The organism is Vibrio sp. E150_011 (assembly GCF_053544015.1).
This window is the reverse complement of the sequence record NZ_JBHFOL010000016.1, coordinates 80,152-99,290: the sequence shown is the minus strand read 5'-3', so window position 1 is coordinate 99,290 and position 19,139 is coordinate 80,152. Positions and strand designations below refer to the sequence as shown.

Here is a 19,139-nt window from a genome sequence, read left to right as displayed (position 1 = left end):
ATGACAATATGTCGTATTAGTTTTATTCCTCTTAACACTACTTATTTATAAGAGAGTTCGTATGAGCAACGAGAAATCATTCGACGCAATCAAGGCCATGAAGCTAGAAAACGACACTTCAGCGGGTAACCTTGTAGACTTGCTTCCAATCGAAGTACAAAAACGTGACTTTGATTTATCTTTCCTAGACACCTTATCTGAAGCGCGCCCTCGCCTTTTGGTTCAAGGTAAAGACCTAGCCGAATTCAAATCGAAAGTTCAGCAAGATGAATCTTTCTGTATGTTTGATGACTTCTTCAATAATTCAACAGTGAAGTTCCTAGAAACGGCACCGTACGAAGAGCCACAAGCTTACCCAGAAGAAACCGTAGGCAAAGCATCATTGTGGCGTCCTTACTGGCGTCAAATGTACGTAGATTGCCAAATGGCAATGAATGCGACTCGTAACCTTTCTATCGCAGGTATCGTTAAAGAAGATGAAGCGCTTATTGCAAAAGCAAAAGCATGGACTTTGAAGCTTGCAACGTACGATCCAGATGGTGTTACTTCTCGTGGTTACAACGATGAAGCTGCATTCCGTGTAATCGCAGCAATGGCTTGGGGCTATGACTGGCTACATGCTCATTTCACAGACGAAGAACGTGCAATCGTTCGCGAAGCACTCGTTGTTCGTCTCGATGAAATCATGCACCACCTAAAAGTAACCGTTGACCTGCTCAACAACCCGCTTAACAGCCACGGTGTACGTTCGATTTCGTCAGCTATCATTCCAACATGTATCGCCTTGTACCACGACCACCCGAAAGCTGGTGAGTACATTGCCTACGCGTTAGAGTACTACGCAGTACACTACCCACCATGGGGTGGTGAAGATGGTGGTTGGGCAGAAGGTCCTGACTACTGGAACACGCAAACTGCGTTCCTAGGTGAAGCTTTTGACCTATTAAAAGCTTACGCTGGTGTAGACATGTTCAACAAAACATTCTACGAAAACACAGGTGATTTCCCACTTTACTGCATGCCTGTTCACTCAAAGCGTGCGAGCTTCTGTGACCAATCATCTATCGGTGATTTCCCTGGTCTAAAACTGGCCTACAACATCAAGCACTACGCAGGTGTTAACCAAAAGCCAGAGTATGTTTGGTACTACAACCAACTTAAAGGCCGTGATACTGAAGCGCACACTAAATTCTACAACTACGGTTGGTGGGACTTTGGTTATGACGATCTTCGTTTCAACATCTTATGGGATGCACCAGAAGAAAAAGCACCGTCAAACGATCCACTGCTAAAAGTATTCCCAATCACTGGTTGGGCTGCTTTCCACAATAAGATGACCGAGCGCGATGAGCACATCCACATGGTCTTCAAGTGCAGCCCGTTTGGCTCTATCAGCCACTCGCACGCTGACCAAAATGCGTTCACATTACACGCATTTGGTGAAACATTAGCTTCGATTACTGGTTACTACGGTGGTTTCGGTGTTGACATGCATACTAAATGGCGTCGTCACACGTTCTCTAAAAACCTACCGCTATTTGGTGGTAAAGGTCAATACGGTGAGAACAAGAACACCAAGTTTGAAGGTCACCAAGATAGCTACTGTATTGAAGCTGGCGGCAACATCACCGATTTCGACACTGAATCAGATGTCAAAATGGTTGAAGGTGACGCGACGGCTTCATACAAATTCTTCGTTCCAGAGATCGAATCGTATAAACGTAAGATCTGGTTCGTAGCTGGTAAAGTATTTGTAATGCAGGACAAGGCAACACTTTCTGAAGAGAAAGACATGACTTGGCTAATGCACACAACGTTCACCAATGAAGTCGCGGATAAGTCGTTCACGATTCGTGGTGAGGTTGCACACTTAGATGTGAACTTCATTAACGAAGCATCAGACAACATTCTTTCTGTTAAGAACGTTGAAGGCTTTGGTGAAGTTGACGAGTATGAATTTAAAGACCTAGAAATTCACCGTCACGTAGAAGTGGAATTCAAAACAGCAAAAGAGCACAACATCTTGTCGCTTCTTGTACCTAACAAGAACAACGGCGAGCAAGTTGAGGTTTCTCACAAGCTTGTTGGTAACACACTTGAACTGACCGTTGATGGTGAGACAGTAACTATCGAACTATAGTTCGTTGTTCTGAATTAAGTCACACAACAGCCCTAGATTAAATCTAGGGCTTTTTTATACCCACATGCATACTAGATAGTGCTCTTTCAATTAAAAAACCTTGTTTCTTTTGTCAACATTTCTCAATACTTGACGCTTAATATTCAATGAATATAGCGACCTGTTTCACCTACGTCCCCCTCTAAAAGTACAGCCTAGCCATAAGTATCTGTTTAATAGTTAAAAATAACAAAAAACCGAAATACATCGCCATTACAGACCTCAATATAGTTGACACTATCAACGAATGGCAATATAGTTGATATTATCAACATAAGAGCGAGAGTATTGTTCTCGTCGAATATGACGAAATGCACTCAACTTTAGCTTTTACGCCGTCACTTTATGAGGTAACTAAGATGGGAATTATCAAACCAACTAACACCACCGTTGAGCAACTTAAAGGCTTACATGTTTACCATACCGGTTTTTCCAATTGTGCGATGCGAGTAAGAATCGCTCTTGAAGAAAAAGGCCTCCCTTGGACAAGCCATCTTATTGACTTGCAAAAAGGTGAACAGTTGACTCCCGAGTACATCGGAATTAATCCTAACGCTGTTGTCCCGACTCTTATTGATGATGGCGTAGTCATCATTGATTCATCTGACATTATCGATTACTTAGATTCAAACTATATCCCTAACTCTCTTCGTCCTGAGTCAGAGACCGAGCAAAAAGAAATGTATGAATGGATGTACTTAGCAAGAGATAATCATCTTTCCATCAAGACGTACATGTATAGTCACCTCGGTGCCAGCGGCGCCATGAAACGTTCTGACTCAACCATGGCTGAATATCGTAAAAATCAGACTTTTGATATGGCATTACTTGAGTTTCACGAGCGATTTAACTCTCACGAAGGCTTTACTGAGAAAGATATTGCCGATGCAACATCCATCATTGACGACTGTTTCCGAAAAATGGATGCCAGATTAAAAACCCACGACTGGCTTGCTGGTGATAGCTTCTCACTAGCTGACATCGCATGGATACCGCAATTAATTGTCTTAAATGCCGCTAAGTTTCCATTTGAGAACTACCAGAATCTGGATAATTGGAAAAACGCCATTATGAAACGCCCTAGCTTTAAACGAGCTGTTTTGGACTGGCTACCCGACATGACCAAATAATATCGTCTATCTTTTGTATATCAGATTTATACTCATAATGTTTAGCGTTTACCTTACCCTCTCTTATTGGTAAGGTAGCGCCCCCTGCTGATGTGCGCTCATGATACGCATATTAAGGTGGGATCAAGTGAACGTAATTTTACTGTATTCGTTATGAGTAAAAACAAAGCATGTTCTCTTTCACAGCATAAGCCATACTCCACCAACGCAAACTCGTTGGATCTGATTTTACTACTTGGGATAATTGATGAAATTCGGTCAACTTCTTTTAATAAGCTCACTGCTCATTCTTTCTGGTTGTTCGTCGTTAACGCATGACGAGGCAGCCGAGCAGCGCGCCGAGCTTGATACTATGGCTAGCACCGCCATCGATGGTTTTCTAGCCGATGAACCAGGGTTAAAGGGACAAATTGACTCTTCATTGGCCTATGGTGTTGCCAACATGAAAGTGACCAAGATACCTTTCTTTGGTGCGGGTGGTGGAAAGGGCGTATTAGTCATAAAGGACCAAGAGCAACGTATTTATTTTACTATTCAGAGGCTCGACTTTGGTGCCGGCTGGGGTGCTCGCTCATTTAAAGCACTGATAATACTCAACAAACAAGACCTAGTTGATGATTGGAAAAATGGTGAATGGCGATTTGAGCTAGGCGCAGAAGCATCGGCTGGAACCCTCGCTGCAGAAGGGACTTCACAAGATCTTCATCCAGACTTTTCTCTCCATGTTTTGTCTGATGGCGGCGCGTCGGCAACGGTGACAGCTCGCGTAATTCGAGCCTCGGTCAACAAAGACATTACTGAGACATTGAGTAACAAACCTTAATATACCTTAATAACGCCGTATTCGAATAAGAACCTGGCTTAGATAACGCATCAAGGCCGCATTATCCTAAGCCAGAATCATACGCTGCCATAACCCGCCCTCAGGGACAACCAACCTGTCTTATTCCCAATCAATGATAATTTAACGTCGAATCCTTTTGTCAGGTGCTGCTTTCTTAGAATACTCATGTATGATGTGCGGCTTATTGTATGACAAATTAGCCTTTAGCCACGTCTCCATGAATAAAATCACAAACCAAGCTATCCTATTGCTCGTGCTCGCCAACTTGCTGGCCTCATTTTCAGATGTCTCATTGAAGGTATTGAATGGTGAAGTACCTACGTTTCAATACGTCTTTATTCGCCAGTTATTAAGCGTGCTTCTTTTATTGCCATTTTGGTTGAAACTGCCTCGTGACACTCGAATGCAGGGCGGATGTAGGATCAATTTTCTACGGGCTCAATTCATTCTTATTGGCAGCGGTTGTGCCATGATTGCCATCACGCATTTAACACTCGCCACCGCAAATGCGATGTTTTATGTCGGTCCTATTCTGATGCTACCGTTATCTGTTGTGTTATTGAAAGAAAAACCCAACTCAACCAAAATTCTCGCCACGTTGATTGGCTTTATCGGGGTTTTGATCGTACTGCGCCCCGAGCAGTTTCATTGGGCTGCCATCGCGGGCTTAGGCAGCGCATTGGCAATGGGCGTGGGTAACATTCTGATTAAGCGCCTTCCTCACGACCAACATATTATCGCTACGCTTTTTTGGACCGGATTGATGACTCTGCCACTTGCACTCGTGCTCGCTATGCCTCAATGGACAGACATCGAATGGCGACACGTCGGCTGGATCATGGCGATCAACCTATTCGTTCTTGGTTATCACGCGTTAGTCGTGATCGCTTATAAGAAAGCCCCAGCGAACCAAATTGCGTTGGCCGAATATTCGGGTTTGGTGTTCGTGACGTTGTTTGGCGTATTGTGGTTTGACGAGATACCAGATTTACTGACGCTGCTTGGCATTGGCTTGATTGTGATCCCAATCATGCCCATTCAGTGGCGGAAATGGCTACCTGCCAAGCAACAGCAACCGGTAAAAGAATAAGTTAACGTTATTTTAGCGGGTCATCGTCTGGCAAAGCGCTATGAAGCCATAGCGCTAATCGCTTTTTAATATTCTTAAGATCGGACTTATCGGCAGGAAGTGGCGTGATTTGTTTAACTTCGACTAAAAACAAGTAAATAGCTTTCGCCTTCATTGCTTGGGTCGTACCTTGGTTGGAGAGTTGATAGCCTTGCATTTTTGCAATCTTAGCGCCAACCTCTAATGCTTTTTTGAACAGTTTATCTTCGTTTTCAATCTTCGTTGTTTTTGACATTAATTCACCATCTGTCATAAATGCATTATTCGATGATTATAAATCAAAAACTCAACGTTTCGCTTTTAAGTCAGTAGCAATTCCGAGACTTAATTTTCTGGTTTTGTAAATTATCCTATAAAAGGATGAACCAATTGACTTATAGCCCCCTAGCTCTGCAGGGTTACGGGTAAAAAACGCAGAAGTAGCCACGCAGGCACCAAGCCGAGAGCTTTAGCAAAGCCGTTACACCGCCACCCACTCAATTTCGATCAAGGTGGCATCGCCGTGCTTAATACGACCAAGAAAACGATCCCCTGCCATAATTTCACCGACGCCCTTTGGTGTACCGGTCATGACAATATCGCCGTCCTCTAAGTCTGTGTACGATAACAACTCACCCAAAATTACGTCAGGTTTGTAAATCATTTGTTTTGTTCCGCCAAGCTGCATCCGCATGCTATTAATAAACAGCTCAACTTCAAGTTCATCCATATCGATACCTTGCAACGAGACAAAGCGACTAAACTTCGCTGAGTGATGAAATGCTTTTGCTCGCTCCCATGGCAGTCCCTTTGCTTTTAGTCGTGATTGCAACGCACGCTTAGTCAAATCAAGCCCAAAACCAACACCGTAAAACGTGTTGTTTTTAACAAGTAGACAAATCTCAGCCTCATAATGCAGGGGTTCATCAAGGTAGGAATGCAGTTCAGTTGCAATACTCGAGTTTGGCTTGTTAAACACCACCATGTTTTCTGGTATTTCGTTACCAAGTTCTTCAATATGCTCAACATAATTGCGCCCAACACACAGTACCTTTGATGGCGCAAACTGTTCATCGTCAACCAAAACCGTCTTCATTGCCCTTCCTTAGATTCTCAAACCAATCTTCACTAGGATAACCAGTATCCGTTTATTACTGACTAACCAAGCGTACAAGCCTAGCGCAGTATAATAACGGAAGATGCATGACAACTTGATGGTTCTGTCATTATTTTTTTAAAGTTGAGGTAAAGATCGATTTCTCACATCCAGCGCTCTTTTTCTTTAGTCCGAACTCCCCTCTTATTAATGAGCCAGATCATCACATAGCCACATATACCAAGCCCTCGCTCCACAATTTTGCTTCATTTCTGGAATATCTCGCACCAAAAGCCTTTCTTTCTTGCAATTTCGTACTTTTTACATAACCATTTGTATATTCAATTATAAAAAATAAAAACTCATTGTATGCCGTCAGAGCCTCTTTATATTCAAATCAAGCGTTTCATCGAGAAAAACATCGAGAGCGGCCACTGGCCTATTGGTCAACAGATCACGACCGAAATGGAACTGACCAAACAATTTTCCGTCAGCCGAATGACGGTGAACAAAGCGATCCGCGACCTCGTCGGTGAAGGAAAATTGGAACGAAAGCCGAGGCTGGGTACTTTTGTAAAAGCGCCCTCTCACAAAGCTGAATCACCATTACTCGATACTCGAAACATTGCCGAAGAAGTGGTTCAGCGAGGAAAGCGCTACTCCAATGAAGTCATACGTCATGAGGCCATACAAGCGAATCAAGACATAGCAGTAAAACTGGGCATCATGTTACATAATGACGTGTTCTACAGCGAAATACTGCATAAAGAAGACCATCAACCTATTCAGTTAGAATGTCGTTGGGTCAACGCCAAATACGCCCCTCAGTACCATCAACAAGACTTTACTAAAACGACTCCAAACGAATACCTTACTAAGAATTGCCCAATGACAGCGGTTGAACATACCGTTGAAGCTATCATTTGTGAGCCGAGCCTTGCTGCTTTACTCGATATGAGTGCGCATGAGCCCTGCTTATTACTGCATCGAAGAACGTGGAGTGGCGACAAGCTAATCAGCAGCGCCTTACTTTATCACCCCGGTAGCCGCTATCAACTGAGCTCTAAAATCACTCGCTAGAACAAGCTTCAACCGTCTATTTTTCAGCCAACCCCGCTGGATCTTCAAAAGAGGATTCAGTCATACCTACCGCATCCTTTATCACCACTTTTTGCTCAATAATTACTCATCGATCACGTTTCCATAGCGATCCTCTTGATCAATTGTATAGTTTAAACTAAACATTTGTATATACAATAAAGAGCGAGTGTTATGAACGTAATTTTACTCAATGCCAAACTGGTTACCATGGAGAAAGGTAACAGCGGATATACTCCAACGTCCCCGTGTACAGTCATCATCAAAGATGGGGATATCACACAAATTATCCCGACCATCGAGCTCGGCAGCGCTGCTTATCCAAATTACCCTATTTTAGATTGTAAGGGGGCGCTCGTTACACCTGGTTTCATTGACCCGCACACTCATCTTGTCTTTGCTGGTAGCCGCGCAGAAGAATTTGAAGCGCGTTTAAATGGCGAGTCATACGAGACCATTGCCAAGCGAGGTGGTGGGATAAATAGCACAGTGATGGCAACACGCTCAGCCAGTTTAGAAGACCTTATTACACTGGCACTTCCTCGCCTAGACAGCCTAATAAACAGTGGCTGCACCACCGTAGAAATCAAATCAGGTTATGGCCTAACCCTAGAAGATGAAGTCAAAATGCTCACGGCAGCGAAATCACTTGAACAACACCGCCGTGTCAACATCACCACGACACTGCTGGCTGCTCATGCCGTTCCAAAGGAATACCTCGATGACGCTGACGGTTATATTCACTATGTTGCCAACACCATTATCCCTTATGTTGCCGAGCACCAGCTCGCCGATGCCGTGGACGTATTTTGTGAATCCATTGGCTTTAACTTGCAACAAACAGAACAAGTCTTCAAAGCGGCGGCACAGCACGGCTTAGCCATAAAAGGTCATACCGAACAGCTCAGTAATTTAGGGGGTACAACGCTCGCAGCTCAATATCATGCCCAATCGGCAGACCATATTGAATACCTTGACGAAACGGGCATTCGAGCCATGGCAAAAAGTGGCACAGTGGCGACGTTACTCCCTGGTGCCTTTTACTTCTTACGCGAAACACAACTGCCCCCGATTCACGCACTCAGAGCCCACCAAGTACCGATGGCACTTGGTTCAGATCTCAACCCAGGCACCTCGCCTTTTGCCGATCTTCGATTAATGATGAATATGGCGTGTACCTTGTTTCGTCTGACCCCTGAAGAAGCCTTGCGAGCAGTAACCTGCCACGCGGCACAAGCGATTGGATTGCAAGATTCTCTTGGTCAAATTCGAGTGGGCTATGCGGCCGATTTGGTCGTTTGGGATATCACACACCCAAGTGAATTAAGTTACCAAGTCGGCATGGGTGAGCTTAAGCATCGTATTGTCAAAGGAGTCGTTGAAAATGTCAGTTGATCCCCGAAACGACACAAAAGCCGCTACCGCGATCAATGAACAAACCAAACACACTTTTGTTTGGCAAGGTCGCGATGATCAAGAAGATGGCGAACGGCGCTATCGATTGCATCATGTCATGACCCCCATCACAACACTGGCCGAGATAACGAATGGGCATCGCTCAAAAGCGTCATCGCCCTTGGCACTTTTAGGTTTTGGCACTGACGAGGGTGTGAAACGAAATAAAGGCAGAATTGGCGCTCATCAAGGACCAGACCTCATTCGCCAGACATTATGTAACCTCGCATGGCACGGCCAAGATGGTGTATATGACTTAGGCAACGTCGACACCACACAAGGTACTTTAGAATACAACCAAGCGCTCACTGCCAACCTCATTACGCGCGAATTGCCTCACGCACCGATCGTGGTGTTAGGTGGCGGGCATGAAATCGCATGGGCATCATTTTTAGGGCTTGCTCAGCATCTCAAACAACATGAGACAGCGCCACGTATCGGCATCATTAACTTTGATGCGCATTTCGATTTGAGATCATACCAATCCGATGAGAGTGGCTGCCACGGTCACCCTTTACAACCGAGTTCAGGCACGCCATTTTCCCAAATTGCCGATTATTGTCAGTCAGAAGGTTTAGCATTCCAATATATGTGTATTGGCGTCAGCAAAGCCAGTAATACACAAGCCTTATTTGATAGAGCCGAACAACTCAGCGTCACGACGCTCTTGGATGATGACCTACTCATCGGAGCAAAAGAGGCGCACTTAGATACCCTAGAGTGCTTCATGGATAGCGTCGACCACCTGTACTTAACCATTGACTTAGATGTCTTCAACGCCGCCCATGCTCCAGGTGTTAGCGCGCCTGCCGCATTGGGGATCTCGCTCGACACTTTTTATCCCTACTTCAACGCCATATTGCAGCAAGGAGACAAGATCCGTGTTGCGGATATCGCTGAATATAACCCTGAATTTGACATCGATGGTCAAACCGCGAGGCTTGCTGCCCGCTTAATCTGGCAGGTCATGTCTCGGCTAACCCAAGCCAAAAAGGCGAACCCAATAACCCAATAACCCAATAACTTTACACGCTATCTACCAACTAAAAACGATTAGCAACCATGCTAACAAGGGATGGCTAAGCAAAAGGAAAACACCATGACTCACCACTGTAATTCTCGCTTAGATACCACTCGTTCTATTCGAGCGCCTCGAGGTACGACACTCACGACCAAGTCTTGGCTTACAGAAGCACCGCTCCGTATGCTCATGAACAACCTCGATGCCGAAGTCGCTGAGCATCCCCACTCCCTCGTGGTCTATGGTGGCATTGGCCGCGCCGCAAGGGACTGGGCCTGTTACGATAAGATCGTTGAGGTCTTAACACGTCTCGAAGATGATCAAACACTGCTCGTTCAATCGGGAAAGCCGGTTGGTGTATTTCCCACCCATAAGGATGCCCCTCGGGTCCTCATCGCCAATTCCAATTTAGTCCCCCACTGGGCCACGTGGGAGCACTTTAATGATCTCGATAAAGAAGGCCTGATGATGTATGGGCAAATGACAGCGGGCTCATGGATTTACATTGGTTCTCAGGGCATTGTGCAAGGTACCTATGAAACCTTCGTCGCGATGGCTAAGCAGCATTTCAATGGTGACCCTAGTGATAAATGGATACTGACCGGTGGACTGGGTGGGATGGGTGGCGCACAACCGCTTGCTGCCACCATGGCGGGGTTTTCGATGATTGCCGTTGAATGCGATGAATCGCGTATCGACTACCGCCTCAAGACGCGCTATGTCGATACCAAAGCCCACTCCCTCGAAGAAGCACTCGCGATCATTAAGCAAAGCGACACCCCTATTTCTGTTGGTTTGCTGGGTAACGCCGCCGATGTCTATGCCGAAATGGTCGACAAAAACATTACCCCAGATGTGGTCACCGACCAAACCTCAGCGCATGACCCATTAAATGGCTACTTACCTCAAGGCTGGACAATGGCGCAAGCGAAGACACAACGAGAGAACAACCCAGATAGCGTAGTGAAAGCGGCAAAAGTCTCGATGGCTGTGCAGGTTCGTGCCATTTTAGCCATGCAAGATAAAGGCGCCATCGCCACCGACTATGGCAACAACATCCGCCAAATGGCGCTAGAAGAAGGCGTCGATAATGCCTTTGATTTCCCAGGATTTGTCCCGGCTTACATTCGACCGCTATTTTGTGAAGGCATTGGTCCATTCCGTTGGGCCGCCCTATCTGGCGATCCAGAAGATATTTATAAAACAGACCAAAAAGTAAAAGAACTCATTCCCGACAATCCACACCTGCACAATTGGTTAGACATGGCCAGAGAACGCATTCAGTTCCAAGGTTTACCCGCTAGGATCTGCTGGGTTGGATTGAAAGACCGCGAACGTCTTGGGCAGGCATTCAACGAGATGGTCAAAAGTGGTGAGTTGTCTGCACCTGTCGTCATCGGCAGAGACCACCTCGATTCTGGCTCTGTCGCCAGTCCTAACCGTGAAACGGAAGGCATGATGGACGGTTCCGATGCGGTTTCTGATTGGCCTTTACTGAACGCACTCCTCAATACCGCAGGTGGCGCTACCTGGGTGTCGCTCCATCATGGTGGCGGTGTTGGAATGGGATTCTCGCAGCACAGTGGCATGGTTATTTGCTGTGATGGCAGTGACGATGCATCACGCAGAATCGGCCGTGTGCTTCACAACGACCCTGCAACTGGTGTGATGCGCCATGCGGATGCGGGTTATGACATTGCCAAGCAATGCGCAGCCGAACAAGCCTTGGATCTCCCAATGCTTAATACCACCACTTATCACGACCATGGTTAAGGAAAATACTATGCTGAATCTCGTTCTAGAACCGGGTCACCTGACACTGAAACAACTGCGCCAAATCAGCCGCTCACCGGTTAACTTATCACTCGACCCTCGTGCTTTTGATGCTATAGAAGCCAGCACCCGAGTCGTGGAACAGGTGATCGCCGAAGATCGTACCGTGTATGGCATTAACACAGGCTTTGGGTTACTGGCCAATACTCGCATTGAGCCTGAAGATTTAGAAGTCCTTCAAAAAAGTATCGTGCTCTCTCATGCGGCAGGCATTGGTAAGCTCATGAGTGACGAAACCATACGGCTCATGATGGTACTAAAAATAAATAGCTTAGCGCGAGGTTATTCGGGTATCCGATTGCATGTCATCCAAGCGCTGATCGAATTAGTCAACTCACAGGTTTACCCGTGCGTGCCACAAAAAGGCTCTGTTGGCGCTTCCGGCGACCTTGCTCCGCTTGCTCATATGAGTACGGTTTTGCTCGGTGAAGGCGAAGCCAGACATAACGGGAAAATCATCAGTGGTCTTGAGGCGTTGCAGATTGCAGGGTTAACGCCTATCACCCTCGCGCCTAAAGAGGGCCTCGCCCTTCTCAACGGTACTCAAGCGTCTACTGCCTTTGCGTTGGAAGGTTTGTTTGTAGCCGAAGATCTATTTGCGTCCGCAACGTTATGCGGTGCCATGTCAGTCGAAGCAGCACTCGGCAGCCGACGTCCCTTTGACCCTCGCATCCATCGCGTAAGAGGACATCGAGCACAAATGGATGCTGCCCTCGCCTATCGCCATTTGTTGGATACCTCCAGTGACATTGGTGAATCTCATCAATGCTGTGAAAAGGTACAAGATCCTTATTCACTGCGCTGCCAACCACAAGTCATGGGAGCATGCTTACAACAGATTCGCAATTCAGCAGAAACCCTACAAGTAGAAGCGAATGCCGTTTCTGACAACCCGCTTGTTTTTGCTGAAGACGGCGACATTATTTCTGGCGGTAACTTCCATGCTGAGCCCGTTGCTATGGCGGCTGACAACCTGGCCTTAGCGATTGCAGAAATTGGCAGTTTGTCTGAACGTCGAATGGCACTGCTCATTGATAACGCACTAAGTAAACTGCCACCGTTTTTAGTTGATAACGGCGGCGTAAACTCAGGATTTATGATTGCACAAGTCACGTCTGCCGCATTAGCCAGTGAAAACAAATCCCTGGCCCACCCAGCATCCGTGGACAGCCTTCCAACCTCTGCAAACCAAGAGGATCATGTATCGATGGCAACCTTTGCTGCACGACGCCTTCGCTACATGGCCGAAAACACACGAGGTATTCTCGCCGTTGAATACTTAGCGGCGGCGCAAGGGTTGGACTTTAGAGCACCATTAACCTCATCACCAAGAATTGAACAAGGCAAACAGCAGTTAAGAGAATCTGTCGCGTTTTACGATAAAGACCGCTACTTTGCACCTGATATCGCAAAAGCCAACGAAATCATCAAGCTTGGGTTACACAACCAGTTAATGCCTGAGCATATTTTGCCGAGCATGTAATCTGTATTGCTTAATTAAACAGGGTCTTGAACAAACTCAAGACCCTAACAGGCTTACAAAGCCAATATCACCTAGCTCTTGGCAAATTCAGGAACCATGACGTAATCATCGTCCTCTGAACACTTAAAGTTCTGCTTCTGCCCCCAACGAGTCAACAATGCATTGTCTTCCATTTTTGAATTATGCAAATCAACCGCTTTATCAACGGACCAGTTTTGGTATATGAGTTCCACTAATTCTTTTACAGTCTCGGGTTGTTGATCCGCTAAATTTTCAAGTTCATAAGGATCATCCTCGACATTAAACAACATATCTTGGTGTGATTTCCCGTGATAACGAATTAACTTGAATTTCGCTTTTCTAACCATTCGCGCAATAACTGGAGTACCATCGCTTTCGTTATCAATGAGCTCACTAATGACATAGCGATTATCATCTAGACACCCTTCATAAATCGCACTCGACCAGCTTTGACCATCTTGCCTAGAAGGGGGTTGAGCTCCTATGATATCGCATAGCGTTGGGCCAATATCAATTAAGCTAACCGGTGCTGTTATATCACCTTGTTGTACATTGGTCCCTGTTACAATCATAGGCACTTTGGCAGAGCCTTCAAAAAAGGTATGCTTACCATATATTTCTTTTTCACCCATTTGATCACCGTGATCAGAAGTGTAAATAAATAGATTGTCTTCACCTTGTCTTTGGCAATATTCGTCAAACGCTTTTTTTATCATCCCGACTTGCGTATCAATTTGTTCGACCATCCCACAATAAGCGGCTCGAATATCTAGGGCTTTTGATTCGCTGATTGTATTTTTAAAATGATCCGTCATATTGTCTGTTTCATGTTCACTAGAACAAAATGAAACTGGCAATTTCACCCGAGCCCGATACTTTTCAAATAAGTCAGGTGGACAGACATAGCTACAATGTGGACCGTATGTCCCGACCACTAAAAGCTGTGGTTTATCGTGATCCTGTCCAAGGTAATCGAGGGCGGTTCGAATCACCTGCTTATCATATTCAAGAATGGGGGAGATTCCACCTTTAGCAACGTCTAAAGCGCCTGGGATTGTTAACGAATCGGCAAAGTCGCCAATTTCATTATCTAACCAATCTTGACGAGACCATGCCCACATTGAAGGTAAGAAGTCACCTAAAATGCGCTTACTAAAGCCGTGCCTTTGATTGTGTCCTAAAAAATGCATGCGCCCACACAGTACGGTCTCGTAGCCTTCTGCACCAAGTGAATGAACAAACGTCGCCTGATCTTCGGCAACAGAACAAAGGTTGCTAAATGTGCCAGTCTGACTTGAATACTTACCCGTTAACATTGATAGACGCGCAGGGACACACAATGGATTAGGCGTATATGCATTCGTAAAATGAGTCCCTTCTGCAGCCATAGAGTCAAGTGTCGGGGTTTCAACTTGTTCTTGCTTCGCATGGGGGCTAGTACCTAGGTACATACCGTTATGTTGATCGCTCAAAAAAACTAAAATATTAGGCTTACGATTTACACTCATTTAGTTGTCACCTTATCTTGGTAAAGGTCAGATTCGGACACTTTTATCGAAGCTAACTCTTTAGAATTTGAACCAACCCAGAATGTGATGTCCGATGCTGGGTTTTTATAATCATTTAATGTTTCAAAGTAACCTAGCTGCTCAATGTTAATATCAAGAGTCACAACTTCCGTTTGCCCGGGCTGCAGTTCTACTCGCCTAAATGCTAGCAACGATTTAGTTGGCCTAGTAGTTGTCGAATAGTCCCGTGTCATATAAAGCTGACAGATTTCCGTCCCAATTACTTGCGAAGTATTACGGAGCGTAAAGGTAACGCTAATCGTCTCTTCGGACGTGGACTTTACACATAATTTTTCATATTCAAACGAGGCATAGGTCAGCCCATAACCGAATGGATATAATGGCTCCATATCAACATCTTTATACCCGCGGTATTCAGCGTAATCACGCATTTTCCCAAGCGGTTTCTTGTTGTAATAAATTGGGATCTGACCCGTAGACTTAGGAATCGTCATCGTCAGCTTGCCACTTGGTGATGCATCTCCAAACAAAAGTGCAGCAACTGAATTACCCGTTTCGGTCCCACCTTGCCATGCAAGAAGGTGAGCATCGGCAAAGCGTTGAATGCTTTCCGAGGGAATAGGACGACCGCCGCATTGAACAACAATCATTGGTTTACCTGACTTCGCGACTGCTTTGATCATCTCTTCTTGACCAGCTGGAAGTGCAAGCTCCGCTAAATTTCTAGCTTCACCAGTACTACGATGGCTCTCTCCAACACATAAGATCACAGCATCAGCACGATGTGCACATTCTAACCACTCATCACAAAGGCCTGAGTATTCAGTTAACACGCTATCAATGCCAACTAGGCTGGTGACACCTTCATAAATCGACACTACATCATCTTTATTACCATCTAAACACCAAGAGCCAAGGTGCTGGCGCTTAGTATGTGCATGAGGGCCAATAACCGCATAAGTGTGCCCCGCTCGCTTCAGTGGCAACGTTTGATCATTGTTACGAAGTAACACCATACTTTGAGTCGCTAACTCCGTCGCCTTATCGATATGGCTTTGCAGGCGCTGGACGCTTTGGCTTTTATCTACATCAACATAGGGGCGCTCAAACAAACCACTTTCTACTTTCACTCGCAAGACACGAGTGACGGCTTGGTCAAGTTGCTCAATGTTAAGCGCACCTTTCTCGAGTGCTTTATCTAGTTTGCCCCTATATGCTTCAGAGGTCATTGCCATATCAACACCGGCGTCTAGTGCCAATGTAGCCGCATGAATTTCATTTTTTGCCACCCCAAAATGATGAAGGTCAGAAATGGAGCCCCAGTCACTGACGACAAACCCATCAAAGCCACTTTGGTCTTTTAACCAACCTGAAATCAGCGGCTTTGACGCGGTGACCGGTGTCCCCCCTAAATCATTAAAACCAGACATAAATGTACGTACGCCAGCGTTAATAGCGGCAGTAAAAGGTGGTAAGTAAGTATTTGCTAGCGAGTTTTCAGACAGCTCTGTTGTGTCATAATCGCAACCACTTTCTGAGGCACCGTATCCAACAAAATGCTTCGCGCATGCAACCATACTTGTAGGAGCTGATAGATCATCACCTTGAAATCCTTTGATTACCGCTGCTGCCATCAGCCCATTGATATACGGGTCTTCACCAAAGCTTTCTATCACTCGACCCCATCGAGGATCTCTCACTACATCCATCATAGGTGCAAATGTCCAATGGATCCCAAGTGCTGAAGCCTCACATGCAATGTATTGATACGCCTCGGTCACCAACGTTTCATTCCAAGAACAGGATTGCGCAAGCGGAATCGGTAACACTGTAGATTGACCATAAATCACGTCTCGAGCAAAGATAATGGGAATTCCGAGTCGACTCTGCTCAACAGCAACACGCTGTATTTCATTTATCTGATGAGGGTCAACCGACTCACCAGGCGCGTTACCTGCCCACGCAGTATCAGCAAGAATCCTAGACCCTACCATTCCCGCTTTTACTTCAGTGAGATAAGCATCTTTTTTTGTATCATAGTCCAGCATTGGTGACTGACAGAGCTGGCCTATTTTTTCTTCTAGTGTCATCAACCCAACAAGATTGGAGACGCGCTCTTCGGTCGATAGTTCAACGTTTTTATAAGATAATGTGTTCATTTCGAGTCCTCTGTGAGCGTTTGGTAATTAAAGGCTTCATTTAGCAACTGAGTGGTCCTTTCAACCTCATCCATGTCATTTTGTGCACTAGCCCTAGCATGCATAATCAAAACAGCATCCATTACGTATTTGTTATCCAGTTCAATATACAATTCGACAAAGCTTTTTAGCACATCATCTGACATTTCATTTAAAATAATCGATGGTTTTTCTAATGCCTGATAGTAAATACTAGGTTTAGGTGCAAAACTGCTATTTTCCCAAGATTCTATTACTTGCTGATAGCCACCGTAATAAGATTCACCCTGCCTTAACTCGAGTTTATCAACACCCTTAAGTGCCTCAATAAGATTATTTGAATGTTCACTCTCAAGAGCGAAATTGTAGTAACTCTCACTTTGTAAATATACTTTTGCGTACGAAAGCATGTATGCAATAGAGATAAACAAAAATAGAAAAGAAATTCTCTTAATAATATTCACTATTTAACCCCCACACCTGTAAATGCTTTAACAAAGTTATTCTGCAAGAAGAAAAACACGATAACCACTGGCAGTGCAATCATTGTTGTCATTGCCCATAATTGTTCAAGATTTGCTCCTGGCACTTCAGTTTGAAAATTATATAGTGCTAGCTGCAATGTCATTAGTGAATCATCTCTCACATATAACAGTGGATTCATAAAATCGTTCCACGCGTTCATAAACGTCAGAACACCTACCGTTGCCAGAGCAGGCTTAATCATTGGAAGTATAACTTTTCTAAATATCCGAAATTCTGATGCACCGTCTATTCGTGCTGCTTCCAAGTATGCATTATCAACTTGCTTCATAAACTGAACCATCAAGAAAATATTATATGCACTGATTGCAGAAGGAATAATAAGAACACGGTATGTATTTATCCACCCCCAATCATACATCATCATATAAGTTGGTATAGTAAACAAAATTGCGGGAATCATCATTGATGCCAAAATTATTTTCAGCCATAACTCTCGACTAGGCAATTTGGTTTTAACTATTGCATAAGCGACCATTGCAGAAAAAATAGTGTTTAGAAAAGTGACTGATATAGATACAAAAATAGTATTAAAGAATATCCTCCCTAGATTAATTTCTTGTATCACGTCCCAATAGCCAGAAAATGAAATGCTTTTAGGAAGTGCTGTTGGATAATGTAAAATATCTACTCCTTCTTTAAATGAATTCATAATCATATAAAAGAAAGGATACAATACAATAATACTAGCAAACGTTAACAAACCGAAAACCAGTATTTGATTATTATTAATCTTCATCAGTTTGAGTCCTTAGCGGTAATTTTCAGTTGTAGCATAGTAAGTGTATAAATTATACCAGCGAGCAATAAACCAATGGTTGAGGCCATCCCCATTTCCATTTGAGCAAATCCGGTATCATATAGATAAACTACTGGTGTCAAAGCGGATTGGTAAGGTCCCCCTTTCAAATCAAAGTTCATAAATATTTCAGTGAACATCTGTAGGCCATTGATGATATTTATCGTCATAACAAAAACAATCTGGTTTTTGATCATTGGAATTGTGATTTTTGTTGTTTTCCTCCACCAAGATGCACCATCAATATCCGCTGCTTCGTATAAAGATTTATTAATACTTGCGATGCCACCTAAGAAAATAATCATCTGAATACCAAACCACTTCCATGAACTGAAGACAGCAATGACAGGCATTGGTAACCACTCATCAAACTTCCAAAATATCGGCTCAGAAATAATACCGATTTGCATCATTGCGCTTTGGATCGGCCCGCCAGGACCAGATACAAAGTCAAATGTGATCATAGCAACCGTAATTGAGGTAATAACCGGTATAAACATTACCGTCCTAAATACACTTGCAAAGTACTTAACCTCATTCAACAGCAGGGCTAGTGACAATGCCACAACAAAACTCAGCGATACAAAAATAACCTGGTTAAACAAAACATTAAATAGAGATTTCCAGAATAGATGGTCAACGAATACTGCTTTCCAGTTACCAAGACCAACAAATTTCGTTTCTTCAGGATTTAAAATATTAATGCTCAAGAAGCTACTCTCAAACGATAGAAACAACGGGTATACCAAAAAAACAGTAAAGAAAAGCACCCAAGGCAGCATAAAAACGTAGCTATAAATATGATTTTTTATATAGTTCATGA

16 protein-coding genes are annotated in these 19,139 nt (G+C 44.4%); 9 read left to right on the top strand and 7 right to left on the bottom strand.

Annotation, left to right across the window (positions count from 1 at the left end):
- Positions 1-61: 61 nt before the first annotated feature.
- The 4 genes from ACE1OE_RS19770 to ACE1OE_RS19755 all read left to right on the top strand — a co-directional run bounded on the left by ACE1OE_RS19770 (position 62) and on the right by ACE1OE_RS19755 (position 5,243).
- Positions 62-2,140 carry a DUF4962 domain-containing protein gene (locus ACE1OE_RS19770; protein ID WP_449212061.1) on the top strand — a complete coding sequence of 693 codons (2,079 nt, stop codon included), beginning with the start codon at positions 62-64 and terminating at the stop codon, positions 2,138-2,140.
- 398 nt (positions 2,141-2,538) lie between these two features.
- Complete coding sequence (locus ACE1OE_RS19765; RefSeq protein ID WP_449212060.1) at positions 2,539-3,309, top strand: glutathione S-transferase family protein; 771 nt, start codon at positions 2,539-2,541, stop codon at positions 3,307-3,309.
- A 247-nt stretch (positions 3,310-3,556) separates the two neighbouring features.
- Positions 3,557-4,132 (top strand): hypothetical protein, encoded by a 576-nt coding sequence (locus ACE1OE_RS19760; RefSeq protein WP_449212059.1) that lies wholly within the window; start codon positions 3,557-3,559, stop codon positions 4,130-4,132.
- A 238-nt stretch (positions 4,133-4,370) separates the two neighbouring features.
- Complete coding sequence (locus ACE1OE_RS19755; RefSeq protein WP_372061178.1) at positions 4,371-5,243, top strand: DMT family transporter; 873 nt, start codon at positions 4,371-4,373, stop codon at positions 5,241-5,243.
- 7 nt (positions 5,244-5,250) lie between these two features.
- Here ACE1OE_RS19755 and ACE1OE_RS19750 read toward each other — a convergent pair whose 3' ends face one another.
- Together ACE1OE_RS19750 and ACE1OE_RS19745 are read right to left on the bottom strand one after the other, a co-directional pair.
- Complete coding sequence (locus ACE1OE_RS19750) at positions 5,251-5,517, bottom strand: DUF5062 family protein (RefSeq protein ID WP_102532389.1); 267 nt, start codon at positions 5,515-5,517, stop codon at positions 5,251-5,253.
- Positions 5,518-5,742: 225 nt separating this feature from the next.
- Positions 5,743-6,357 (bottom strand): fumarylacetoacetate hydrolase family protein, encoded by a 615-nt coding sequence (locus tag ACE1OE_RS19745; protein ID WP_102532390.1) that lies wholly within the window; start codon positions 6,355-6,357, stop codon positions 5,743-5,745.
- A 369-nt stretch (positions 6,358-6,726) separates the two neighbouring features.
- On the opposite strand from ACE1OE_RS19745, the gene hutC reads away from it, so the two are divergent.
- The 5 genes from hutC to hutH all read left to right on the top strand — a co-directional run bounded on the left by hutC (position 6,727) and on the right by hutH (position 13,247).
- The gene (gene hutC, locus ACE1OE_RS19740; protein WP_102532391.1) at positions 6,727-7,437 is read left to right on the top strand and encodes a histidine utilization repressor; all 711 of its coding nucleotides are present in this window, start codon (positions 6,727-6,729) and stop codon (positions 7,435-7,437) included.
- Between the two features lie 192 nt (positions 7,438-7,629).
- Positions 7,630-8,850 (top strand): imidazolonepropionase, encoded by a 1,221-nt coding sequence (gene hutI / locus ACE1OE_RS19735; protein WP_449212058.1) that lies wholly within the window; start codon positions 7,630-7,632, stop codon positions 8,848-8,850.
- Positions 8,840-9,925 carry a formimidoylglutamase gene (gene hutG, locus ACE1OE_RS19730; protein WP_449212057.1) on the top strand — a complete coding sequence of 362 codons (1,086 nt, stop codon included), beginning with the start codon at positions 8,840-8,842 and terminating at the stop codon, positions 9,923-9,925. The genes hutI and hutG overlap by 11 nt, the downstream gene beginning before the upstream one ends.
- An 84-nt stretch (positions 9,926-10,009) precedes the next feature.
- Positions 10,010-11,704, top strand: a complete 1,695-nt coding sequence (gene hutU, locus ACE1OE_RS19725; protein WP_449212056.1) for a urocanate hydratase — start codon at positions 10,010-10,012, stop codon at positions 11,702-11,704.
- 10 nt (positions 11,705-11,714) lie between these two features.
- Positions 11,715-13,247, top strand: coding sequence for a histidine ammonia-lyase (gene hutH, locus ACE1OE_RS19720; RefSeq protein ID WP_449212055.1), 1,533 nt, complete (start codon positions 11,715-11,717; stop codon positions 13,245-13,247).
- A gap of 71 nt (positions 13,248-13,318) precedes the next feature.
- On the opposite strand, the gene ACE1OE_RS19715 is transcribed toward hutH, so the two are convergent.
- The 5 genes from ACE1OE_RS19715 to ACE1OE_RS19695 are packed head-to-tail and all read right to left on the bottom strand — an operon-like array spanning position 13,319 to position 19,137.
- The gene (locus ACE1OE_RS19715) at positions 13,319-14,776 is read right to left on the bottom strand and encodes a sulfatase-like hydrolase/transferase (protein ID WP_449212054.1); all 1,458 of its coding nucleotides are present in this window, start codon (positions 14,774-14,776) and stop codon (positions 13,319-13,321) included.
- Entirely contained in the window at positions 14,773-16,956 is a 2,184-nt protein-coding gene (locus ACE1OE_RS19710) for a glycoside hydrolase family 3 N-terminal domain-containing protein (protein ID WP_449212053.1), read from the bottom strand. Before ACE1OE_RS19710 ends, ACE1OE_RS19715 begins: the two co-directional genes overlap by 4 nt.
- Complete coding sequence (locus ACE1OE_RS19705) at positions 16,953-17,438, bottom strand: hypothetical protein (protein ID WP_449212052.1); 486 nt, start codon at positions 17,436-17,438, stop codon at positions 16,953-16,955. Before ACE1OE_RS19705 ends, ACE1OE_RS19710 begins: the two co-directional genes overlap by 4 nt.
- On the bottom strand, positions 17,438-18,256 hold the full coding sequence (locus ACE1OE_RS19700; RefSeq protein WP_102532318.1) for a carbohydrate ABC transporter permease: 819 nt from the start codon (positions 18,254-18,256) through the stop codon (positions 17,438-17,440). Before ACE1OE_RS19700 ends, ACE1OE_RS19705 begins: the two co-directional genes overlap by 1 nt.
- Positions 18,256-19,137: a carbohydrate ABC transporter permease gene (locus tag ACE1OE_RS19695; protein ID WP_449212051.1), complete on the bottom strand. Its 882-nt coding sequence runs from the start codon at positions 19,135-19,137 to the stop codon at positions 18,256-18,258. The genes ACE1OE_RS19700 and ACE1OE_RS19695 overlap by 1 nt, the downstream gene beginning before the upstream one ends.
- Positions 19,138-19,139 lie beyond the last annotated feature (2 nt).

What these genes read in the sequence shown, in the direction of transcription:
- ACE1OE_RS19700 (WP_102532318.1), bottom strand. Translation starts at nt 18,256, where the DNA reads ATGAAGATTAATAATAATCAAATACTGGTTTTCGGTTTGTTAACGTTT.
- hutI (WP_449212058.1), top strand. Translation starts at nt 7,630, where the DNA reads ATGAACGTAATTTTACTCAATGCCAAACTGGTTACCATGGAGAAAGGT.
- hutH (WP_449212055.1), top strand. Translation starts at nt 11,715, where the DNA reads ATGCTGAATCTCGTTCTAGAACCGGGTCACCTGACACTGAAACAACTG.
- ACE1OE_RS19770 (WP_449212061.1), top strand. Translation starts at nt 62, where the DNA reads ATGAGCAACGAGAAATCATTCGACGCAATCAAGGCCATGAAGCTAGAA.
- ACE1OE_RS19695 (WP_449212051.1), bottom strand. Translation starts at nt 19,137, where the DNA reads ATGAACTATATAAAAAATCATATTTATAGCTACGTTTTTATGCTGCCT.
- ACE1OE_RS19715 (WP_449212054.1), bottom strand. Translation starts at nt 14,776, where the DNA reads ATGAGTGTAAATCGTAAGCCTAATATTTTAGTTTTTTTGAGCGATCAA.
- ACE1OE_RS19765 (WP_449212060.1), top strand. Translation starts at nt 2,539, where the DNA reads ATGGGAATTATCAAACCAACTAACACCACCGTTGAGCAACTTAAAGGC.
- hutG (WP_449212057.1), top strand. Translation starts at nt 8,840, where the DNA reads ATGTCAGTTGATCCCCGAAACGACACAAAAGCCGCTACCGCGATCAAT.
- ACE1OE_RS19750 (WP_102532389.1), bottom strand. Translation starts at nt 5,517, where the DNA reads ATGTCAAAAACAACGAAGATTGAAAACGAAGATAAACTGTTCAAAAAA.
- ACE1OE_RS19760 (WP_449212059.1), top strand. Translation starts at nt 3,557, where the DNA reads ATGAAATTCGGTCAACTTCTTTTAATAAGCTCACTGCTCATTCTTTCT.
- hutU (WP_449212056.1), top strand. Translation starts at nt 10,010, where the DNA reads ATGACTCACCACTGTAATTCTCGCTTAGATACCACTCGTTCTATTCGA.
- ACE1OE_RS19745 (WP_102532390.1), bottom strand. Translation starts at nt 6,357, where the DNA reads ATGAAGACGGTTTTGGTTGACGATGAACAGTTTGCGCCATCAAAGGTA.
- hutC (WP_102532391.1), top strand. Translation starts at nt 6,727, where the DNA reads ATGCCGTCAGAGCCTCTTTATATTCAAATCAAGCGTTTCATCGAGAAA.
- ACE1OE_RS19710 (WP_449212053.1), bottom strand. Translation starts at nt 16,956, where the DNA reads ATGAACACATTATCTTATAAAAACGTTGAACTATCGACCGAAGAGCGC.
- ACE1OE_RS19755 (WP_372061178.1), top strand. Translation starts at nt 4,371, where the DNA reads ATGAATAAAATCACAAACCAAGCTATCCTATTGCTCGTGCTCGCCAAC.